Here is a 20,196-nt window from a genome sequence, read left to right on the forward strand (position 1 = left end):
ATTTTTTTCTCACAGAATTGCGGTCAGAGTTCTATTTTCAGGTTAAATCCAAAATTCCTGGTCATCGGTAAAGCGGCTCCCGAAATTCCAATATTGTTATCGCCTGTAAAGCTTACCTGTTCAGGATCGTGCTGTTCAGTCCACTTTTTAAAAACAAGCAGATGTCTTCCAACCAAACTTAACACCATATTTTCTACAGGCAGGAAATCAGACACCAGACTGGTTAAATTATAATCCAGGGTGACCTGTCGGAGCTTCCAGTATCCGGCATTATAAATCAGGTGTTCGCGCAACGATCCATAAGAACCGTATAAAGAATATACGTTCGCTTCTACCGTATTTTCTGACCCATCCGGGGCCACGCCATCTACGACGATACGTCCGGTTTCTCGGCCGGGCAGTGTACGTGGATCCAGCCCGTGGCGATACAGATTATGTCCCAGACCAGACAGGAGTTTATGGCCCAGTTTAAAATCAATCAAAAACGAAAAGCCCAGGTTTCTGTACTGGAAGGAGTTGTTAATACCTCCCACCCATTTGGGAATCGCGGTACCGAAATTAATCGGTTCTGGCGTGTGCATTGGCAAGCCATTATTCTGATTAATTATTTTTCGGCCTTGATCATCCCGCAGATACCCCGTCACCCAAATCTCTGCCATCGGGTTGCCTTCCACATGACGAATGGTGCCTCCCGGGGTTTGCCAGTCTCCGTCACCTACCGGCAGTACATCAGTTTCTTCTCCCAGATCGATAACTTTCGATTTATTGTAGGAACCGTTTACACTAAAGTTCCAGACGAAATCACGGGCCTGAACCGGTGTAACGTCAACCAGCAGCTCAACTCCACTGTTTTCACTTTCGCCGACATTGACGGGTCGTTGAGAAAATCCCGTTGACGTAGAGATAGATTGATTTAATATCTGATCAAAGCTTCGCTTATTATAATAGGTCAGATCAATGTTAATCCTGTCTAACAACTGAAGGTCAAGACCTGCCTCATACTCTTTTACCCGCATCGGTTTCAAACCGGAAACAGGCAGTGTAGCACCATCTATACTACCTATAGAACGCATTCCACCATCCCGGCTTGGATAAGGGTTGGTAGCTGTGGCATAGGTTAACTGACCCGCTGCAAAACCAACGTCAGAGTCGCTTCCCACTTCTGAGTAGGCCGCCCGCAGGGTACCCTGTGTTAACCAGTCCGGCAGGTCATTAATCACGTCTGTAAAAACAAAACTACTGGAAACAGAAGGATACAGGATACTCCGTTGATCGGGGTCAAGGGTTGAGAACCAATCATTACGGGCGGTGAAATTCAAATACAGATAGTTCTTGTAGTCAAACTCAACTTCTCCAAACAATGAATTCACCTGGCGCTCTGTATAATTGTAAGAAGCAGCAATTTGGCGGGCATTTCCCAGTGTGTACAGATCCCGAACGATAAAATCATCGGCAGACTGGGTATTTGAGTCCGTCCGCTGATTCATTATGTTACCGCCAAAAGTTCCACTTAATGCTAATTGTTCATTAAGTTGCTGCTCAATTCCCAATAGAAAATCAAAATTTATTTCGCGAAAACTGTATAGATTCTCATCGTAACTGCCATTGTAGAATCCTTCGGGCGCCGGTCCGGCAAAAGCCAGTCCGGTTGGTGTATTTACCTCCGTATCCCGGTTGAAATAATCCTGGCCGATCCGTGCCTGAAGATAGAGCCAGTCAGCAGGATCATATCGCAATGCCACGTTCCCATATAAACGATCTCTGCGAGAATTGTTAATCCGCTTGTCAGGGTCCGTGGAAATAAATGGATTGGTTCTGTGAGCAAATCTGGAATAGAAAATTTCATTCCCATTCTCATCATATGTGTTTTCTCTTAGCAAGTCCAGGGGAAGGGTATTGGCCAACGTATAAATAACCGTAGGTACGTTAAGAACCTGGTTATTCATTGTGACCGGCATATTATTTTTTTCATAACTGTAATTAATGTTACCGGTCGCATTGAGATTGTCCATTATATCCTGTGTGAAGCCAAAGCTTATATTGTTCCGATTAAAATTTGAGTTTGGCACAATACTTTCCTGGCTAAGTTGAGATACTGACAGGTTAAGTCCACTCGAGGGGCCTCCTGTTGACAGGTTAAGAGAATTATTAACTGTTACGGCATTACGCATAAAATTTTCGACATGGCTGGGCTGCACTTCATACGGCACTTCTATACCATCGAACAATATTTGGGTCATGCCGGGCTCAATTTTCTCACCAAAGCTCCAGACTCCGCTACCGGGGAAAGATGAGGTAGGACGTTGCCCGCCCTCGCCCTGTCCATATTCTGTCTGTATATTCCGGTCATCATAAGGTGCAGCCACCTGAACATTGCTGTTAAATGTCACTCCTATTCCGCGATCTCCCGCATCCCGTTTAGTAGTAATAATTATCACGCCATCCTTTGCCCGGGAACCATACAAAGCAGCCGCAGCTCCGCCTTTTAACACCGTCATTGACTCAATAGCATCAGGACTTATACTATTTAACCCGTCCCCACCGTCTATTTCACCATCTGCACCAATAGCGGCGTGATGTCCCTGATTTGATATGGGAACCCCATCCACTACAATAAGCGGGGAATTATTACTCCCGAAACTGGACAATCCACGAATACGAACACGACTGGAGCTACCGGCTCCCGAAGCAACAGATTCTATATTCACCCCGGCAACCTGTCCCTGGAGCGAGTTCATAAAATTGCCCGAGCGATTTACGGAAAATTGATCTGGTTCTACCGTAGATGTCGAATATCCTATTGAACGGGTTTCCCTGGCAATTCCAAGAGCTGTAACCACCAATTCCTCTCCAGCTACCGCCTGGGGTACTAATTGAACATCAATTTGAGTACGCCCATTAATTGGTACTTCCTGTGTCTCATAACCTATAAATGAGAAAACCAGGGTATCCTGTAATGTTGGGACTGCCAGCTCATAACTACCATCGCTATTGGCAGAGGCTCCCGTTGTCGTTCCCTTTACAGAAACGTTTGCTCCCGGCATAGGGTCGCCCGTTTGCGCATCCGTTACCAAACCACTAACAGTTTCTACCACAACAGGCTGGTCAAACTGACCTTTTTTATTACTGATTAACAGGTACCCATTTTGCGAGAACATATAGTCAAGATGAGTATCTTTCAGGATCAGATCGAGTGCGTTACTGACCCCTATACCCTTTTTCTTGATTGTAATTCTATCATTGTTCATTATATCGCCACGATATGTCAACTTAAGCCCCGTTTTTCGGGCAACCTGCTTAAGCGCTTTTTCAACGGTTGAATTAACTATATTGAGATCAATCTTTTTATCGATCTCGACCTTGTAGAACATCTGTTGAATATCGGACGCTGTCACATTTTGGACCTTGGCAAACCTCTGTTCCTCCTGAGACTGCTGGGCCGCCAGGCTCTGTAACGGAAGCCCTACAATGACGACTAAAAAGACTGAAATCCATCTGGCATGACTGTGTAATCTTGTTCCCATGATTTTCCCTTTCTTAAGTTATGATCTGCAGGATTCCCTTCCTGCATTTCTATTTTAATTCTATCCCGAAAATCACGTTATCGCCACTCCAAAAGCTAAAGAGCCGACGTTCCCTGTGTGATTTTCATCCCAATGACCAGAAAACAAGGTTCCGATCAAATTTTCGTACAGTCCTTCTTTATTCTTTAAACTTTATCATAGAACCGTTTCGCTCATATGTCATATCCAGTGAAGCAGAGAGTACGTGTATGATTTCGTTGAGCTCTGCCTGGCGAAACGTGCTGGTATATGGTACATCCAAAATCCCTTTGTCGGGTACCTGAATCTGCACATCAAATTTTCGCTCCAGGTGCCGAAATACCTGTCTGAAAGGGACATTATCGAAATGTATTCCCCCCTGGGTCCACAGCAGGTGATTTTCAATTTTTACTCGTTGGACCGGGGCAAGACCTTTTGCTTCTTCCACCCTGGTATATTCTCCTTTAGTGAGAACGGCCTTCTCGGTTTTATCGGGATTCATCGATTTTACAGATACTTTCCCCTCGCTGACGGTTACGGCCGTGTTAGTGTCTTCCTCCCATCCCTGCACATTGAATTCCGTTCCCAACACTTCAATTTCAGCCTTATCCGTATGCACGACAAAAGGACTTTCCGGGTTGTGAGCCACCTTGAAGTAAGCCTCACCATCCAGGTAGACTTCCCGTTTTGCACCATCAAACCTTTTGGGAAACCGGAGAGTGCTGGCTGCATTAAGGATAACCCGGGTCCCGTCAGAAAAACTTACACTCGCCTTTTCCCCGCTCTCTGTTACAAGATCCTGCATCACATAAAACTCCTGGGGATCTTCGATATTTGAATTGGTCAAATAGTTTTGAGCGAAATAACCCGCAAGCAGAATAACCAGTATTACGGCTGCAGCGCGGAACACATATGGTAAAACAGAAGTATGCTGATGACTCCTGTAACCGATTGAAGGGGTTTTCGGAGCATCAATTTTTTCTTCCCGAAACTTCTTCCACGCATCTTCAACATTAGTTTCAAACTCCTCTTCAGGGGTTAACTCCCAGATTTCCTGGAGCTCTCTCACCAGCTCCCTGTTCTCAGGATCTTTGCCCATCCAACGCCATAGTTCTCGCCTTTCTTTGGGCGATGCATTTCCCGTAATGTATCGCTGTATTAAATTCCAGTTTTCCAACTTTACTGTGTTATTTTAGCATGGTTTTTATCACTTCTAATACTAAGACAACCTAGATAGAGTGCACCCCGTAATTTTTTTATTTTTTCTTGACAGATATCCACACCATCCCCCAAAAGGCCCCTATAATCTTTCAAGGGGGCTTTATGGAAGAAATAATTTTAAAAGTTATGACTGTTACACGATCAGAAAGGTCAGAAAAATGGGTAACAGGTAGGAAAGTCGTTCGCGTAGCGTCTTTAATGTGCGCGTCATTTGCGATTCCACGGTTTTAACTGAGATCTCCATCACTTCAGCAATTTCATGGTATGTCAACCCGTCGTGACGATGCAGTTTGTACGTCATCTTTGCACGTCTGGGGAGCTCATCAATAGCCTTTTTCACTGCCTCTCTTATCTGCTCTTCTCTCAGCTCATAGTCAAACTCTATCGTGGGATTCTCTTTTTGATCCGTCCACTTGCCAGCATACTTCTCCTCAATTTTCTGGTGCTTTAAATGATTGAGACTCTCATTCTTGACCGTTTTATACAGGTAGGAACGTATTGAATAATCAATCCTCCAATCCTCCCGGTTGTCCCATAAATCAGCAAACACATCTTGAACAATTTCTTCTGCAATTGCTTTTGATTTCACATATCGCCAGGCAAAGCGCGTCAGCGATAGGTAGTACTCTTTAAATAATTTCTCGAACGCCTGGTGATCCCCCCTTTGGATCTTTTCAATCCACACCAACTGATCACCGTTATTTGGGGGGCCTGTCCTCAATTGCTTCTGAAAAAATCTGGTACGTTAATTGTTAATGCCCTTTCTGTATAATATTACGAACTGAAAAATTATTATTCAGCCGTCTACATAATTCTTAATTCAGTAATCCAGTTTTGGAAATTAAAAATAACAGAAGTATACACGTGAGGTGTTTAAAGGTATTCATAGTGTTAAGTAGAAGTGAGTTACATTATAAGTGTGCCCTATCCCGTTTGAATCAGCAATATAGAAGAAATCGTAAGGATCCCCAATCACACCGGTATTAACGGCATGAAAGAGCCCGCACAAGGCACATTGTGCAGACCGACCACCGCTGGCCTGTTTGTGGATTTGCGTATTTTTTTTGTGCTTCAAATAGCTTCGACATGGAAAATCAGGTATCTCCGGTTATTCTACGCCAGGAATAACCGGAGCAGTCCCTACTCGCTCCATACCCTGCCGTCCTGCCGGATGTGCCAGGTTTGTTCGCCGTCTATCCCGGGTATTGAAACCTCAAACATCCTCGTTGTCACCTCTATATCAGGATTAAACTCCATGCCTTCAATGTCGATGTCCCGTATCCCCAACACTTCCGGATCATCTGTGTATGAACCGTAATTGAGTTTGTACTCCCGCATCTCGTAGTAAAGCTGCCGCAGTGCCCATCTCACCCGCTCGCCGGGTTCTTGCCTGAACTGCTCTTCCTCTTCCCCGGCAATTTTTCCGGAAAACTGGACTACCCCCCACATCTCGGGATAATGGATATTGTTTAATCCCTGGGGCGACCACACCGCGAACTCAGGGCCGCAGGGCTCGTTGGTGGCCGGATTTTCTTCGAGTTGATACGTGCCATCCTTAACCTCCAGGCGCCGTTGAGCTCTTGCAAAGTTGACCTTCCACCGGTCGCCCTGCCGAACCTCCCTGCTGCCGGGCGCCACCTCCAGCAGGGCCTCCATCGGGAGGGCTATCTCAACACTCCATTTGTTGTCATCGTCGTCGGGATTATTGATTGATCCCTCCAACGCCACTGCCGACTGGTGATCCAGCAGGTTCCAGTTGCTGAGCGCCTGGGCGCCGTCGCGGTACGGCTTTGTCAGGAAGAGGTCCCAAATGGTTCCGAGTGCGTTGATCTCAAACTCCAGGTAATTATGGGTGTCGGCGTTGGGATCCACGAAGATTTCGAACGCATTATCCAGGTACAGCGGGGCGTTCCGCTCGGTCATCGTTGCCCAGATATCGTCCTCTTCCAACTCCGCGGCCACGTACAGGTACTTTTCATCCCACAGCAGTTTGACCCGCGTCCGGTGCTCCGGCTTTGTTTCCGTAGTCCCATCGATCGGCACAAAATCGTCGCTCCAGCGGACCTCTTCCCAGCTCGCCTCCTCCAGAACACCATCCACGTTAATCGGCTCACCGGTTTTGTACACCACATAGGTTTTGGGATTAAATTCAATCTGCGGCCTGGCGAACTCTTCATATTCGCTGCTCCCCGGGCTATTGGACTCTTCAGCGCTGCAGCCCGGTAACGTTGAAAGCATAAGCAAAAAAACCAGAGAGATATATGGTAATTTCATTCTGGCTCCAAGGACGGGTATACTTAATTCATCTATAGTGCGGCTATCTGTATATATCATCATGCCTTGTTGACTCATGTTTATCATGGACTTTGTACGGCCGTTATATTGTTCTCTTGCTATTCGCGGGGGAGGGGAGCGGTCCCATGAACGGTTGCAGCAAGGAAAAATGCCCCTTTATTCCGGCAGGGCAAAGGCCACGTAATAATCGCCCGGGGCGATTCCCCGCCCGCCGCCGGCGGCAATGACGACATACTGCTTGCCGTCCACCATATAGCTTGCCGGGGTGGCAAACCCGCCCGCCGGCAGGGTGGTCTCCCAGAGCAGCTCCCCGGTCGCCTTGTCAAAGGCCCTGAACTTCTTATCTGGTGTTCCGCCGATAAACACCAGCCCGCCGGCCGTCACCATCGGACCGCCCCAGCTCTCCAGGCCCGTGGGAGAGATGTCGCGGTCGGCCAGGTCGGGATCGGTGCCCAGCGGAATACGCCACTCAATCCTGCCGGTATTCAGGTTAATCGCATTCAGCGTACCCCAGGGCGGCTTGATGGCCGGAAACCCATCGGGGGTTTCCAGCCGGCTGTAGGCGCTCATATTCATATATCGCCCGCTCCCTTCATTTTTCTGCTGTTCCATATCCCCATCAGACGGTTCTGTGGTCGCCTGGTTCTCGTTAAAGAGGAAGGCGATGATGGACTCAATTTCCTCATCTGTGATATTGGAAAACGCGGGCATCCGGGCTCCGCCCTCCTGGATGATCGAGCGCACCTGATCCCTGGAGAGGCGCTCCCCGACATTGGCAAGGGCCGGGTAAACAGGATGCTGACCGCTCAAGTCCGCACCATGGCAGGTTGCGCAGCTCTGCTCGTAGATCGCCTTGCCCTTCTCGGACAGGGTACCATCGGCCGGGGTTTGCCGCCCGACCCGCCGCAACCTCATCAGCTCAGGTGTTTCATTGGCGTTGATATAGAGCAGGCCGGTTTCAGGATCGTGGGCCGCCCCGCCCCAGTTGGCCCCGCCCCGCGTACTTGGAAACAGGAGCGTGCCCCTGGGGTCGGGCGGGGTAAATAATCCATCGGTCCGGTACCGGTCAACCATTGCGGATACCGAATCGCAGGCCTGTTTGGAAAACTCCGGGACCTCATCCCGCGTAAAATTCTGGCGGATGAAGGGCTCCGGTGCCACCGGGTGGGGCTGGGTGGGCCAGGCCTGTTCCCCCTCCACATTCGACTGCGGAACGGGCCGCTCTTCAATCTCGAACAGCGGCTTGCCGGTCTGCCGGTTAAAGACAAACGTAAATCCTGTTTTTGTGACTTGCGCCACCGCCGGGATCTGCTCGCCCTCCCGCTGCACCGTCAGCAGGTTGGGCGGGGCCGGCAGGTCGTAGTCCCACAGATCGTGATGCACCGTCTGGTAGTGCCATTTATACTGCCCCGTGGCCGCATCCAGGGCGAGCAGGGCGTTGCCAAACAGGTTTTGCCCCGGGCGGTCGCCCCCGTAAAAGTCGTAGGTGGGGGAACCGAGCGGCACGTACACGATCCCGCGGCGGCGGTCCAGGCTCATCCCCGCCCAGTTGTTGACGCCCCCTTTGGCAATCTCCTGGTCCCCTTCCACCTGCTGCCAGGTGTCGTAACCGAGATCGCCGGGCCGGGGGATTGTGTGAAATATCCACTCCTGCCGGCCGGTACGTACGTTATAGGCGCGAATATGGCCGGGGGCCGACGCATAGCCTTCCCCCGTGGCCGACCCCATGATGATCAGATCCTCATAGATCATACCGGGAGAGGGAGATTTAACGGAGATGGTGGCGGGATCCCGCCCCAGCCCCTCATTGAGATCTATGCGGCCATTATCGCCAAATTCGTCGACCGGCCGGCCGGTCTCCGCATCCAGGGCAAACAGGTACGTGCCGGCAGAAAATAAAATCTGCTTCTCAGCCCCGTCCTGCCAGTAGGTGACCCCGCGCATATATCCCCGCGGGGGATCCTCAAAGGGAGCGTAGCTCCAGTACTCCTGGCCGGTGGCCGCATCCACGGCAAACACGGTTAACCGGGGAGAGCCCCCATACAGTACCCCATCCACGATAATGGGATTGGTTTCCATCGTGGAGTATCCCCCTTCTTCCAGGTCGCCGGTGCGGTAGGTCCAGGCCACCTGCAGCTGATCCACATTCTGCCGGTTGATCTGGGCCAGCCCGGAGTAGCTGCTGCTGTGGGCATCCGACTTGTAGATCGGCCAATCATCGTCACGAGTCTCCGGCTGACAACCGTTTGCCAGCAAAATAACAAGAAAGCAGCAGCCAACTTTTCGAAGAAATCCAGATATATCTAGTGGCATCAAATACCCGCTCACCATTGATCTTATGTTACCCAAACTGATATTGCTGTTAACTTCAGGTTTGTTGTTTGCGGGCCCTGCAGATATCCTGCTTTTTTATAAAAGCCCTCTACTCATTAGTTGTTTGTTGCAATATTCCCCGTCGTTTTTCGACTATTGTCCCATATCCTGCAGCAATTGTTTGCATCGAAGCAGTGCCCGCATGGTGTGGTAGTTCCCTTTCCAGATGGTTGCTTTGGGGGCTTCTCTCATATCGGGGTCCTCATCAAGACCTCGCTCATACCATCCGCCGTGCCGGGGATCCAGCAGATAGTTCTTGATATACTCCCACTGCCTTGCAAACAGGTCAAAATAGTTGTACTCCGGATCATCGGGAAAATGGCGGGCCATGATGAGCAGTGAATGCAGTGCCTCTGCCTGGGCCCACCAGACTTTGGATGAATCGGTGATAGTTATCTCACTATCACCCTGGAAATAATAGCCGCGGTCGTAGAAACCACCCTCCTCCTCATCCCATGCCTTGTCGATTGTGTGATCGACCATCTTTTTCGCGTGCGTCAACACTGAATCTTCGCTGAAATCAAGGGCATGAGCGGCCTCAAGGATCAGAAAAGCGGTTTCTATATCATGCCCAAATGTGATGTGGTCGGTGGCCAGATTCTGTTCCTGGACTGCCCGTGAGGAATCCGTATACACGACGGGCGTCCAGTCTTCCCGGAAGTAGAGGTTCATATATCCCCTGTCGGTGGTAAAGGTATCGCGTACCACCCGGAACATGTCGTAAAGTCGGGCCCGAACTGTTTGGTCTGGCCACACCTGGTAGAGTTCTGCCAGAGCCTCCAGGATGTGAATGCCGCTGTTGTAATCCTTGGGATAGCCCTGCTCGTACGGCTCTCCCTCTCGCGTCAGGCTGTTAAAATAGCCGCCGTGTTCATGATCGTAGGAGCCTTTGTCCAGCCACTCGAACGCCTGCCGGGCAAGCACCAGGGCGGCCGAATCCCCCGAAGCCTGGTAATAGGAGGCCAGCCCGTAGATACCAAATGCATTCCCGTAGAGTCCTTTGCGGATGACCCCGTCATCGTCGGGAGTCACCTCTCCTTCGCGCGTTACGCTGGTATAGAAACCGCCATACTCCTCATCCCACATGTGATTCCGGAGAAAATCGAACCCGTGCTTTCCATATTTGACAAAATCTTTCCTGGATGGATCGCGATAGGCAACTTTTGACGCCGTCCAGGTATGGCGCGCCTGGGTAACGATCATTTTATCCTGGGGACCAATCGACTGCCAGTCATGGGAATACCGGCTCAAAAAACCGCCATACTTATTATCAACAGTTCGCGGGTACCACAAGTTGTACTGGTCAACCAGTACGCTGTCAATTTCGGAAGCTATTTCCTGCCGTTGCTGTACCGACTGGTTTTCAGTGGTCGAAGTCTGACAGCTGGTGATTAAACAACCTGCCAGGACGATAATCAGGTAACGAACTGTGTTTGCACTAAATCCCTCATTAAATTTCAACATACCTTTATCCCCTAACTTTTAATTTTACCGTTACACAACCGTCTCACAGATTCAACTATGAGAGTAACTGAAATCCATAACCCGAACTATTCACAATCATATTAAAAATAGATGTATAAGCCATTGATATTGTTTGATATATCGAAAATCATCTATAGCTCAAATTTGAGTGCCGTAGCAAATTTCTTAGTGAATAATCCGGGATAAGCGGCTTTTCTCATGAATCTATTTCCTGGTTAAATAGTCTATGTTCTGCATCGCGAAAATTTCCACCAGCCGGATTAACTCCACAGGCGATCCCAGGAGCGCTGCTCATCCCATTCCGGGGTCGGTTCGAAGAAGCCAAGCTCCTGATCCATATGTTCTTTTACAACCTCCTCATTCAGCTCCACCCCGAGACCCGGTTTTTCCGGGACCTTGACGTAGCCATTCTGGACAATCGGCTTCTCAATACCTGTAACCAGGTCATCATACCAGGGGGTATCCACAAAGTGATGCTCCAGCCACAGGAAATTTTCAGTGGCGGCCGCGGCGTGCACGCAACCCAGGAACGAGACCGGGGATGAAGCATGGTGCATCTGCATGGGGATGCCCTTCTGTTGAGCATAGTCGCCAATTTTTTTTGTTTCCAGGAGTCCGCCGGCGCCCACGGGATCGGGATGCACAATATTCACCGCCTGCTTGTCGATCAGCTCCTTGAAGCCCCCTTCCAGCATGTAGATATCTTCGCCCGTAAGGGTGGGCGTCGTGGAGGCTTCGGTGATCTCTCGCCACTGGTCCGTGTACTGCCAGGGAATAAGGTCCTCCATGTAGGCCAGGTTATACGGCTCGGCCGCCCGGGCCAGCTTGATCGCCTCGTTTACGCCAAAATGTCCCCAGTGGTCGGTACCCATCGGTATTTCGTACCCGATCTGCGAGCGCATCACGTCCAGGTACTCCATCAGCCGGTCGATTCCCTTTTCGGTTACCTGCACACGGGTGAACGGGTGTTCGGTGTTGGCATAACTGCCGGGAATCGAATTCCAGCCACTCAGCCCGCCCGGTTTGTTTTCCCAGTGTTCGGTGTTGACAAGCGCTCCTTCGACATCCTCCAGCAGGCTGATGCCGATATCCATTTTCAGGGCGGTATATCCCCGGTCTACCCGTTCCTGCATCCGCATCGCATACTCCTGGGGATCGCTCGACATCGTGGTATCGCAGTAGATGCGCACCTTTTCACGGTACTTCCCGCCCAGCATCTGGTAGACGGGCACGCCGTACGCTTTCCCGGCCAGGTCCCACAGGGCCGTTTCCACACCCGATACGCCACCGCCCTGCCGACCGTGATGGCCAAACTGCTTTATGATTTTAAATATTTTTTCGACGTTGCAGGGATTGAGTCCCAGGATGCGGCTCTTCAACATCAGGGCATAGCGATAATCCCCGATATCGCGGACATCTCCATGACCGACAATACCCTGGTTGGTGTAGATACGGATAATGGGCGTGCGAAGAACCCGCGTGACCCGCATGTCAGTAATTTCAAGTTCCGAAGGGTTCGAATTACGGTTGACGTGTTGAGAGGCGTAAGCCACCTGGTCCTCGATCGGGGCCAGTGTCAAACCAGCCATACTGAGCCCGCCCAGTCCGACCTTTTTAAGAAAATTTCTCCGACTGTTTTTACCTGTTTTATTTTCCATACATGCCATCCTTCATTTAATTTGTTGAATCCGTTGAACTCCCGGCCGATTATATCCGCAATCGATCGTGGCACAACTTCCGGATTTTTATATGAGGAACCTTTTCAGAACCTTCTACTTTGTTGGGAAGTGGTTGTACCACCGACCGTATTGCCCTTTTAAACGAGAGTGCAACTCCCTCAAAAGAAGGTGTTATAAAACAACCCTCTTTGGTATTTTTTGACCTGTTTACTCCGCGTCACTGACTTGCTGGGTACCGGCCTCAGCCCTGGCGGTCTCGGGTTCTTCGCCGGGGAGCTCTCCCTCCTCGGCCAGTGCCCGGCGGCGCCACCAGTTGGCCAGGGTGGAACCGGAGATGTTCATCCACGGGCCAAACACGGCGGGAGCCAGTCCCACGGTCGCCAGCTTGCCCATCTCCTGGGCCAGCCCGGAGGCCATCCCCCCGTTCTGCATGCCCACCTCAAAGGCGATGGTGCGGCACGACTTCTCGTCCATCCCGAACAGCCGGCAGCCCCAGTAGCCAAAAAAGTAGCCCAGCGCATTGTGAATGACGGCCGCCAGGATCAGCAGCAGCCCGATCGAGACCAGCGAGTCGCGGCCTGCCGCCGTGATCACCGCAATGATAAAGGCGATGCCCGCCATCGAAACCAGTGGCATGATATCGTCCAGCCACTTGACCTTTCCGTGCAGAAAATGGTTAAACAGCAGCCCCAGCACAATCGGGGCGATAATCATGTTCAGAATGCTCCACATCATCCCGATCGCATCGATCGGGACAAACTGGCCGGCCAGCAGCTGCATCAGAAACGGCGTTGCCAGCGGCGAGAGCATCGTGGAGACCGCCGTCAGGGTAATCGACAGGGCCAGGTCCGCCTTGCCGATGAAGGCCATCACATTGGAGGCCACCCCGCCCGGGCAGGAACCGATCAGCACCACACCGGCGGCAATTTCAGCGGGAAAGCCGAAGCTCAGCGCCAGGCTGATCCCCACCAGCGGCATAATAGAATACTGGCAAACCAGGCCCACCGCCACGCCTTTGGGTTTTTTCAGCACGCCGGCAAAATCCTGCAGGCTCAGCTGGGTGCCCATCCCAAACATGATGAGCTGGATCAGCGGGACAATCAGGTTACTCAGGTCATACCCGCCCCAGCTTGTCATATACTGCGGGTAAAACATGGCAAAAGAGACGGAGGCAAAGATCCACAAGGAGAAGGCGAACGACTTGAAGATCGTGTCGGTGCCCCGTACTCCGATCGCCAGGGCCACGAACATGGTGGTGATCAGCGGACCGAGCAGGCTCGCACCGTAGCCCAGGGCCAGGACCACCCCGGCCGCGAGAAAACAGAGCAGGCTCAGATACAATAATAGCTTGAACGATAACTTCATCTATACAACTTTTTGTGTTTAAATTAGTGTATTCAAAACATTTGAGCGTGTAGAGCAATACGAGATTGGAAGGGAAGCGGGGAAAACCCATTCATCGGCCTTTCCCGCCTGCCCGGTTGTCAATTTAATCCCCATTTTTCACGATAGTTTTGGCAAAAAAATGCGGCTAGCTCCAGAGCCGATCCCAGGATCGCTGTTCGTCCCATTCCGGAGTGGGCTCAAAGAACCCGGCACCGTCAATAAGCAGTTCCTTGACCGCCTCCATATTGAGATCGAAGCCCAGCCCCGGTTTCTCCGGTACCGGCACGTATCCCTCGTCAAATACCACCGTATCACCGGCAATCAGGCTGTACCAGGCATCGTTTTCTACTGAATGATGCTCCAGGGCCACAAAATTTTCGGTGGCTGCCGCTGCGTGTACAGAGGCAAAAAATCCGATGGGGGAACCCGCGTAGTGCAGGTACATCGCCAGGCCGCCCTGCTGGGCGTAATCCCCAATTCTCTTGGTCTCCAGGATCCCCCCTGTAGACCCAAGATCGGGATGCACCATATTCACCGCCTGCTTGTCTATCAGCTCCTTGAAGCCTCCCTCCAGGCCAAAGATATCTTCGCCGGTCATGGTGGGAGTGGTAGTAGAGCGGGTAATTTCTTTCCATTTGTCGATCCACTTCCATGCAACCATATCTTCCATATAGGCCAGCGTATAAGGTTCGAGCCTGTGAGCCAGCTTGATCGCTTCGTCGGTGTCAAAGTGACCGGTGTGATCGATGCCGAGCGGTATTTCGTATCCGATGGTATCGCGCATAACGCTTACATATTCCTCCAGTGCGTCCAGTCCTTTTTCCGTAATCTGGATACGGGTGAACGGGTGATCGATCTGCCCGTATTCCCCGTGCGTGCCGGAGTACTGGCTCTGCAGCTCCCGGCTGCCCTGCGGTGCGTGATGGTGCGTATTCACCAAGGCCCCTTCGATATCATCCAGCAGCCCGATGCCGATATCCATCTTCAGGGCGGTGTAGCCCTTGTCGACCCGGGTCTCTTTCATCCGCCTGGCAAACACGTGGGGATCGTCGGCCCCTGCAGTATCGGCGTAAAGCCGTACCTTGTCACGGTATTTCCCGCCCAGCAGCTGATAGACGGGCACCCCGTACGCTTTCCCGGTCAGATCCCAGAGGGCCGTTTCCACCCCGGACACGCCGCCGCCCTGCCGTCCGTGATCGCCAAACTGGCGGATAATTTTAAATATTTTTTCAACATTGCATGGATTGAGCCCCAGGATACGGCTCTTCAGCATCAACGCATAGCGGGGGTCGCCCCCGTCACGAACCTCCCCGAAGCCGGAAATTCCCTGGTTGGTATCGATCCGGATGATCGGTGTCCGGAAGGGAATACCGTCAATCTCGGCAATTCGCATATCGGTAATTTCGAGGTCGGACGGGGCGGAATTCCGGTTTACCCTTGAGGTGGCCTGCTCAAGCTGCTGTTCGTACGGGGCCATCAAGACAGCCCCCAAGCCCAGTCCTCCCATTCCCGCCTGCTTAATAAAATCTCTTCGATTCACACCCTTCTTGTTGGTTTCTTTACTCATAAGACTACATTTTTTGATTTTTTTATTCAGTGCTGCAAGAATTTCACCCTACTCTTCCAAGAGTTCGTCAATGGTTGCCTGGCCTACCCCGAACTTTTCCTGCAGCTCCTCGCTGTTGGACCGCAACCAGTTTTCAAAATCCTGCCGTATTTCGTCTGTCCACTCGGTATCCATCTGCCCGGCGGTGTAGGTACCGTCCTGCACGCGCTGGTGGGCAAAACCGTCTCGCAGACGGGTTCGCTCCGAATCGATCACGACTTCTTCTGCAAGATGAGCCGGGATGAAGATAACACCGGTCTGCTTGGCCAGTACCACGTCACCGGGCATCACGGTAGCTTCTCCAATCAGCGTCGGGGTATTCAGCCCGATCAGCATCATATGCTGAATAAAGGAGGGATCCCAGTCTCTGACAAAGGCGTTGAATCCCTCAATCTCGGAGAGGCCCTCTCGGTCACGGGAAGAACCTTCGAACACCACGCCGTTTCCGGAATTGGCATAAATGGTGTTGCCCAGCCGATCACCGATCAGCGTACCGTCTTTGATTTTGCCAAATCCATTGGCCACATACAGGTCGCCCTGGTTGAGCATATCTATCGGCCAGGTGTTGGTGGGACCGGTATGTCCGGCTTTCTCCTGTTGTTCCGAAATGTGCTTCTGCACGCCCGGTCGTGCAGGATAGTACGTCGCCGTTAACGCGCGGCCAACCATTACTTCCCCCGGTTTAAGTATTTTCCAGGGGCCTCCGGCAAACTGGTTGTGGTAGTCGTGCTGCCGCAGCGTTCCCCAGGCTTCTTCAATCGATACCTCTTCCATCCGCTCCAATACGTCGGCAGGCACCTTGGGACGGCCGTCCGGGTAGCGCTCCCCCTCCCACTCAGAGGTCATGGAAATCAAGGTTTGCCTGGGAATTTTTTGTGCGTTAAGGGGAACCTGCAGGCAAAGAATAAATGCGGCCACCAGCAGTATACCCTGTTTAAATCTTCTGGTAAAAAAATGCTCTAAAGGGTTCATTGTATCCATGGTTAATATGACTTTATATTTACATGTTATGTTTTACTTGATTTATTGACGATGTATCACTCTTATTCCTTTTACTTCACTGGAACTGTTCATCCCGGTTTCAGTCAGAATCCGACTTCCAGTCCAACCAAAAACTGTTTGGGCTGGGGATATACGAATCGGTCAATCCCGGCATCGCGGGCCGTTCCCGAGCTAAGCGAACCTATTTCCGGCTCCAGTCCGCTGTAACCGGTGAGTGTCAGCAAATTTTGAGCTGCCATGTATGCCCTGAGCTGACGAATGCCCGCCCGTTCGACCAGCTGCCGGTTAAAAGTATACCCGAGTGTGAGGTTTTTTATCCTCAGATATGAGCCGTTCTCCACATAGATATCGGAAAGGCGCGACATGTTGGAGTTCGGGTCCTGTGCGGCAACCCGGTGAATGTCGCTGTCGGAATTCTCGGGCGTCCACGCGTCCAGATATTCCGTTCCCTGGTTAAAATTCTGGCGAAAGTCCCGAAGCCATTTTATAGCCCCGTTAAGAATCTGGTTCCCGTAATTTCCCTGAATAAACAGGTTGAGGTCCACATTTTTATAGGTCAGGTCCGCAACAAACCCATAGGTAAAATCAGGAATCGGATTGCCTATGACGGTCTTGTCGTCGCTGTCGACCTGTCCATCCCCGTTCAAATCCCTGAAACGAATATCTCCCGGGGCGGTATAGCGGCTGGCGGTCGCTTGATCCCGCCCTCCATTGGGGTCCTGGTTCTGGCTGGCATGGCTGTACACTTCATCCCAGCTTCGAAAAAGTCCATCCGAGACATACCCGTAAAACTGGCCGATCGGTTCTCCCACCCGCGTGACCGATACGTCGGTGATATCATTGGCGATATCACCCTCAAAAATTTCCAACTGGTTGTTGGCTCCCAGGCTTTTTACCTCATTATCGATGGTAGTGAGATTTCCGGAAAGATCAAGGGTCAGCGCTCCCAGCGACTGCCGTAAAGAAACCGCGGCTTCGATCCCCTGGTTTTCAACCGTTCCTGCATTGATAAACGGGGGATTCAGCCCCACGGATTCAGGAATTGTGGCGGGCCAGATAAGGTCTTCCGTTCGGCGATTGTAGTAATCCAGATCCACTGCAAGCCAGCCATCGAACAAGCCCAGCTCAAATCCGATATCCGTCTGAACAGAGGTCTCCCAGGTGAGTTCATCATTGGCCAGTTCCTGTGGTCCAATGCCCTGCACCACCTGGTTACCGAGCACGTAATGGTAATCGGAACTGAGCCTGGCCGCCGTCGGGTAGTTGCCGAGCACCGACTGGTTTCCCAGCTGTCCCCACCCCGCGCGAAGTTTCAGGTGGCTGATGATATCGGAATTCTCAAGGAAGCGTTCTTCGCCCGCACGCCATCCGACTGATACCGAGGGAAAGATGCCCACCGGCTGGACGGCGTTAAACAGTTTGGAAGACTCATCGCGGCGGATATTGCCGGTAAACAGGTATTTGTTGTCATACGAATAGGTGATACGGCCAAAAATTGAACGCAGGGAGCTTTCCTGGATTTCGCTGTCAACTCCAAGCTGGGAAGAAGCCGCTCCGAGCGAGCGCACGTTGCGCGGCATCTGCTGCCCTGTGGCATTGACAACACTCGCGTTAAACGATTGGGCTGAAAATCCGGCCAAAATACCCAGTTGATTCTTTCCGAACGATCGATTGAAATTCAGGGTCTGCTCAATCAGGGGATTCAACTCCTGCGTCCTGGTTCTGTTCAGGAAAGAAAAGACCTCCAGCTTCCGGATCGATTCATAAAAATCGTTGTACACGCGGTCATCTGTATACCTGAAATCCATTCCCGCCTGCAGTTTATAGGTGAAGTGGCTCAAAAAATCCACCTCCCCGTAGAATGAGCTGATAACTGAATACCGGTCGCTGGTATTGTCAATCAGGTGAGCGTTGGCCACCGGGTTCTCGGCATCCTGTCCGTCTCCGGTCACCGGCCACCCAAATCCGCCGACGAAAGTGTCATCATACACCGGAACTGTGGGGGCCTGCTTTACGGCATGTTCAATAGTGCGGCGCCCCCCACTTGTGTCGTTCTGATCGATATCGCTTTTACTCAGCAGGACCGACCCCCCGAAAGTAACGTGATCACCCGCATCAAACCGGGCATTGGCACGAAGTGAATAGCGCTGGAAGCCAGATCCAACCATCGTACCCTGCTCATCGTAATATCCCAGTCCCAGGCTGTAGGTTGACCGGCTCCCCCCGCCGGAGATATCCAGGTTATAGTTTTTCAGCGGTGCGGCCCTGAACAGCTCATCCTGCCAGTCCGTGTTGTGCGGCGGGCGCTCTCCATTCTGAAAATTTGCCGGCAAACCCGAACTGTTCGGATCCGAATGGACGTCGCGGAGATAGGCGGCGTACTGCCGGGCATTCAGCACATCGTACCGCTTTGGCTGCACCTGGACGCCATACGATGACTCTGCGGAGACCTGCACCTGACCGTTTTTTGATCCACTTTTCGTGGTAACCAGTACCACGCCGCCCGAGGCGCGCGAACCATAAATGGCTGCGGCAGAGGCATCCTTGAGGATATCAATCGACTCGATATCACTGGGGCTAATCGTATTCAGGATCCCGTTCCCGGTCTGTCCCGTTGAGCTGCCCTGGATAGGCACGCCATCGATTACATACAGCGGCGACTCGGAGTTGATCGTCCCGATTCCGCGGATATTCACGTTTATTGAACCTCCGGGCTTTCCGCCCCCGGTCTGGACGACCTGCACTCCCGGGACCCTGCCCTGCAACGCTTGCTGGAGCGAGCGGTTCCCGGCACCGGCCGCTTCATCCATCTGTACGCTTCCGACCGAGCCGGTCAGCTGGCTTCGCAGCTGGGTACCATATCCCACAACCACCAGTTCTTCCATTGCCAGCGATACAGGCGTCAGCAAAAAGTTAACGACGGCAGTGTCTCCGCCGGTTACCGTTACCTGCTTACGCGCCGGGTTGTACCCCAGGTAGGAGGCTGAAAGGATATATTTGCCGCCCTCTATCCCGGAAATCGCGTACCGTCCCTCCCGATCCGTCGAGCTCCCCTGCTGCCGCTGGATCAGCCGTACACTGGCATTGGCAAGCCTGCGGCCCGTTTTGCGATCCATCACCTGGCCGCTGATGACCGCCCGGGCCCGGGTTTTCGCATTATTTTTTTTTCGTTCTTTCAGCACAACATATCCCCCTGGAAACGGTACAAATTGAATTTCCGAGTTGTTGAAAATAACCTGTAAAGCTTTTTCAAGAGTGTAGTTCTCAATGTGAACCGAGAATGTTCTCTTCTTTTCCATCACCCTGTTCCTGTACGAAAAACGGATATCGGCCTTGCGTTCCAGCTGCTCCAGAATTACCTGCAGCGGAGCCTCCGTAACATTCAAACTTACCTCCGTACGCATGAACCCTGAACCCTCCACATCTACCGCAGCCGTATCACGATCCGCGGAGTGCTGGGCAAACGTACTTTCATTTGTAAATGCCAGGCAACACACCGTCCATAATGAGACGTACGTACATGTTTTCAATCTATGTATGAAAAGTGCCATGCGCTATTCCGGCCTTAAACAAACCCCTTGAAAAAACCAGAGGGAGTGATCCACAT

Annotated in this window: 11 protein-coding genes; all 11 read right to left on the reverse strand. The window is 51.7% G+C overall.

The window, feature by feature from the left end; genetic code table 11:
* Nucleotides 1-23 precede the first annotated feature (23 nt).
* Entirely contained in the window at nucleotides 24-3,524 is a 3,501-nt protein-coding gene (locus ACG2E4_RS02545) for a SusC/RagA family TonB-linked outer membrane protein (RefSeq protein WP_395257072.1), read from the reverse strand.
* Between the two features lie 178 nt (nucleotides 3,525-3,702).
* Nucleotides 3,703-4,641 carry a FecR family protein gene (locus tag ACG2E4_RS02550; RefSeq protein WP_395275612.1) on the reverse strand — a complete coding sequence of 313 codons (939 nt, stop codon included), beginning with the start codon at nucleotides 4,639-4,641 and terminating at the stop codon, nucleotides 3,703-3,705.
* A gap of 255 nt (nucleotides 4,642-4,896) precedes the next feature.
* The gene (locus ACG2E4_RS02555) at nucleotides 4,897-5,448 is read right to left on the reverse strand and encodes an RNA polymerase sigma-70 factor (protein ID WP_395257076.1); all 552 of its coding nucleotides are present in this window, start codon (nucleotides 5,446-5,448) and stop codon (nucleotides 4,897-4,899) included.
* A 455-nt stretch (nucleotides 5,449-5,903) separates the two neighbouring features.
* The gene (locus ACG2E4_RS02560) at nucleotides 5,904-7,001 is read right to left on the reverse strand and encodes a carbohydrate-binding family 9-like protein (protein WP_395275613.1); all 1,098 of its coding nucleotides are present in this window, start codon (nucleotides 6,999-7,001) and stop codon (nucleotides 5,904-5,906) included.
* 213 nt (nucleotides 7,002-7,214) lie between these two features.
* The gene (locus ACG2E4_RS02565; protein ID WP_395275614.1) at nucleotides 7,215-9,371 is read right to left on the reverse strand and encodes a PQQ-binding-like beta-propeller repeat protein; all 2,157 of its coding nucleotides are present in this window, start codon (nucleotides 9,369-9,371) and stop codon (nucleotides 7,215-7,217) included.
* Nucleotides 9,372-9,524: 153 nt separating this feature from the next.
* On the reverse strand, nucleotides 9,525-10,895 hold the full coding sequence (locus ACG2E4_RS02570; protein ID WP_395275615.1) for an AGE family epimerase/isomerase: 1,371 nt from the start codon (nucleotides 10,893-10,895) through the stop codon (nucleotides 9,525-9,527).
* A 281-nt stretch (nucleotides 10,896-11,176) separates the two neighbouring features.
* The gene (locus ACG2E4_RS02575) at nucleotides 11,177-12,574 is read right to left on the reverse strand and encodes a mandelate racemase/muconate lactonizing enzyme family protein (RefSeq protein ID WP_395275616.1); all 1,398 of its coding nucleotides are present in this window, start codon (nucleotides 12,572-12,574) and stop codon (nucleotides 11,177-11,179) included.
* 228 nt (nucleotides 12,575-12,802) lie between these two features.
* Complete coding sequence (locus ACG2E4_RS02580) at nucleotides 12,803-13,960, reverse strand: bile acid:sodium symporter family protein (RefSeq protein ID WP_395275617.1); 1,158 nt, start codon at nucleotides 13,958-13,960, stop codon at nucleotides 12,803-12,805.
* A 166-nt stretch (nucleotides 13,961-14,126) separates the two neighbouring features.
* Nucleotides 14,127-15,548, reverse strand: a complete 1,422-nt coding sequence (locus ACG2E4_RS02585) for a mandelate racemase/muconate lactonizing enzyme family protein (RefSeq protein WP_395275618.1) — start codon at nucleotides 15,546-15,548, stop codon at nucleotides 14,127-14,129.
* A gap of 48 nt (nucleotides 15,549-15,596) precedes the next feature.
* The gene (locus tag ACG2E4_RS02590; protein WP_395275619.1) at nucleotides 15,597-16,559 is read right to left on the reverse strand and encodes an RraA family protein; all 963 of its coding nucleotides are present in this window, start codon (nucleotides 16,557-16,559) and stop codon (nucleotides 15,597-15,599) included.
* Between the two features lie 113 nt (nucleotides 16,560-16,672).
* Nucleotides 16,673-20,119, reverse strand: coding sequence for a SusC/RagA family TonB-linked outer membrane protein (locus ACG2E4_RS02595; RefSeq protein ID WP_395275620.1), 3,447 nt, complete (start codon nucleotides 20,117-20,119; stop codon nucleotides 16,673-16,675).
* Nucleotides 20,120-20,196: the final 77 nt, after the last annotated feature.

The sequence above is a fragment of the Halalkalibaculum sp. DA384 genome (assembly GCF_043951955.1).
Lineage (GTDB): Bacteria > Bacteroidota > Rhodothermia > Balneolales > Balneolaceae > JAMQKA01.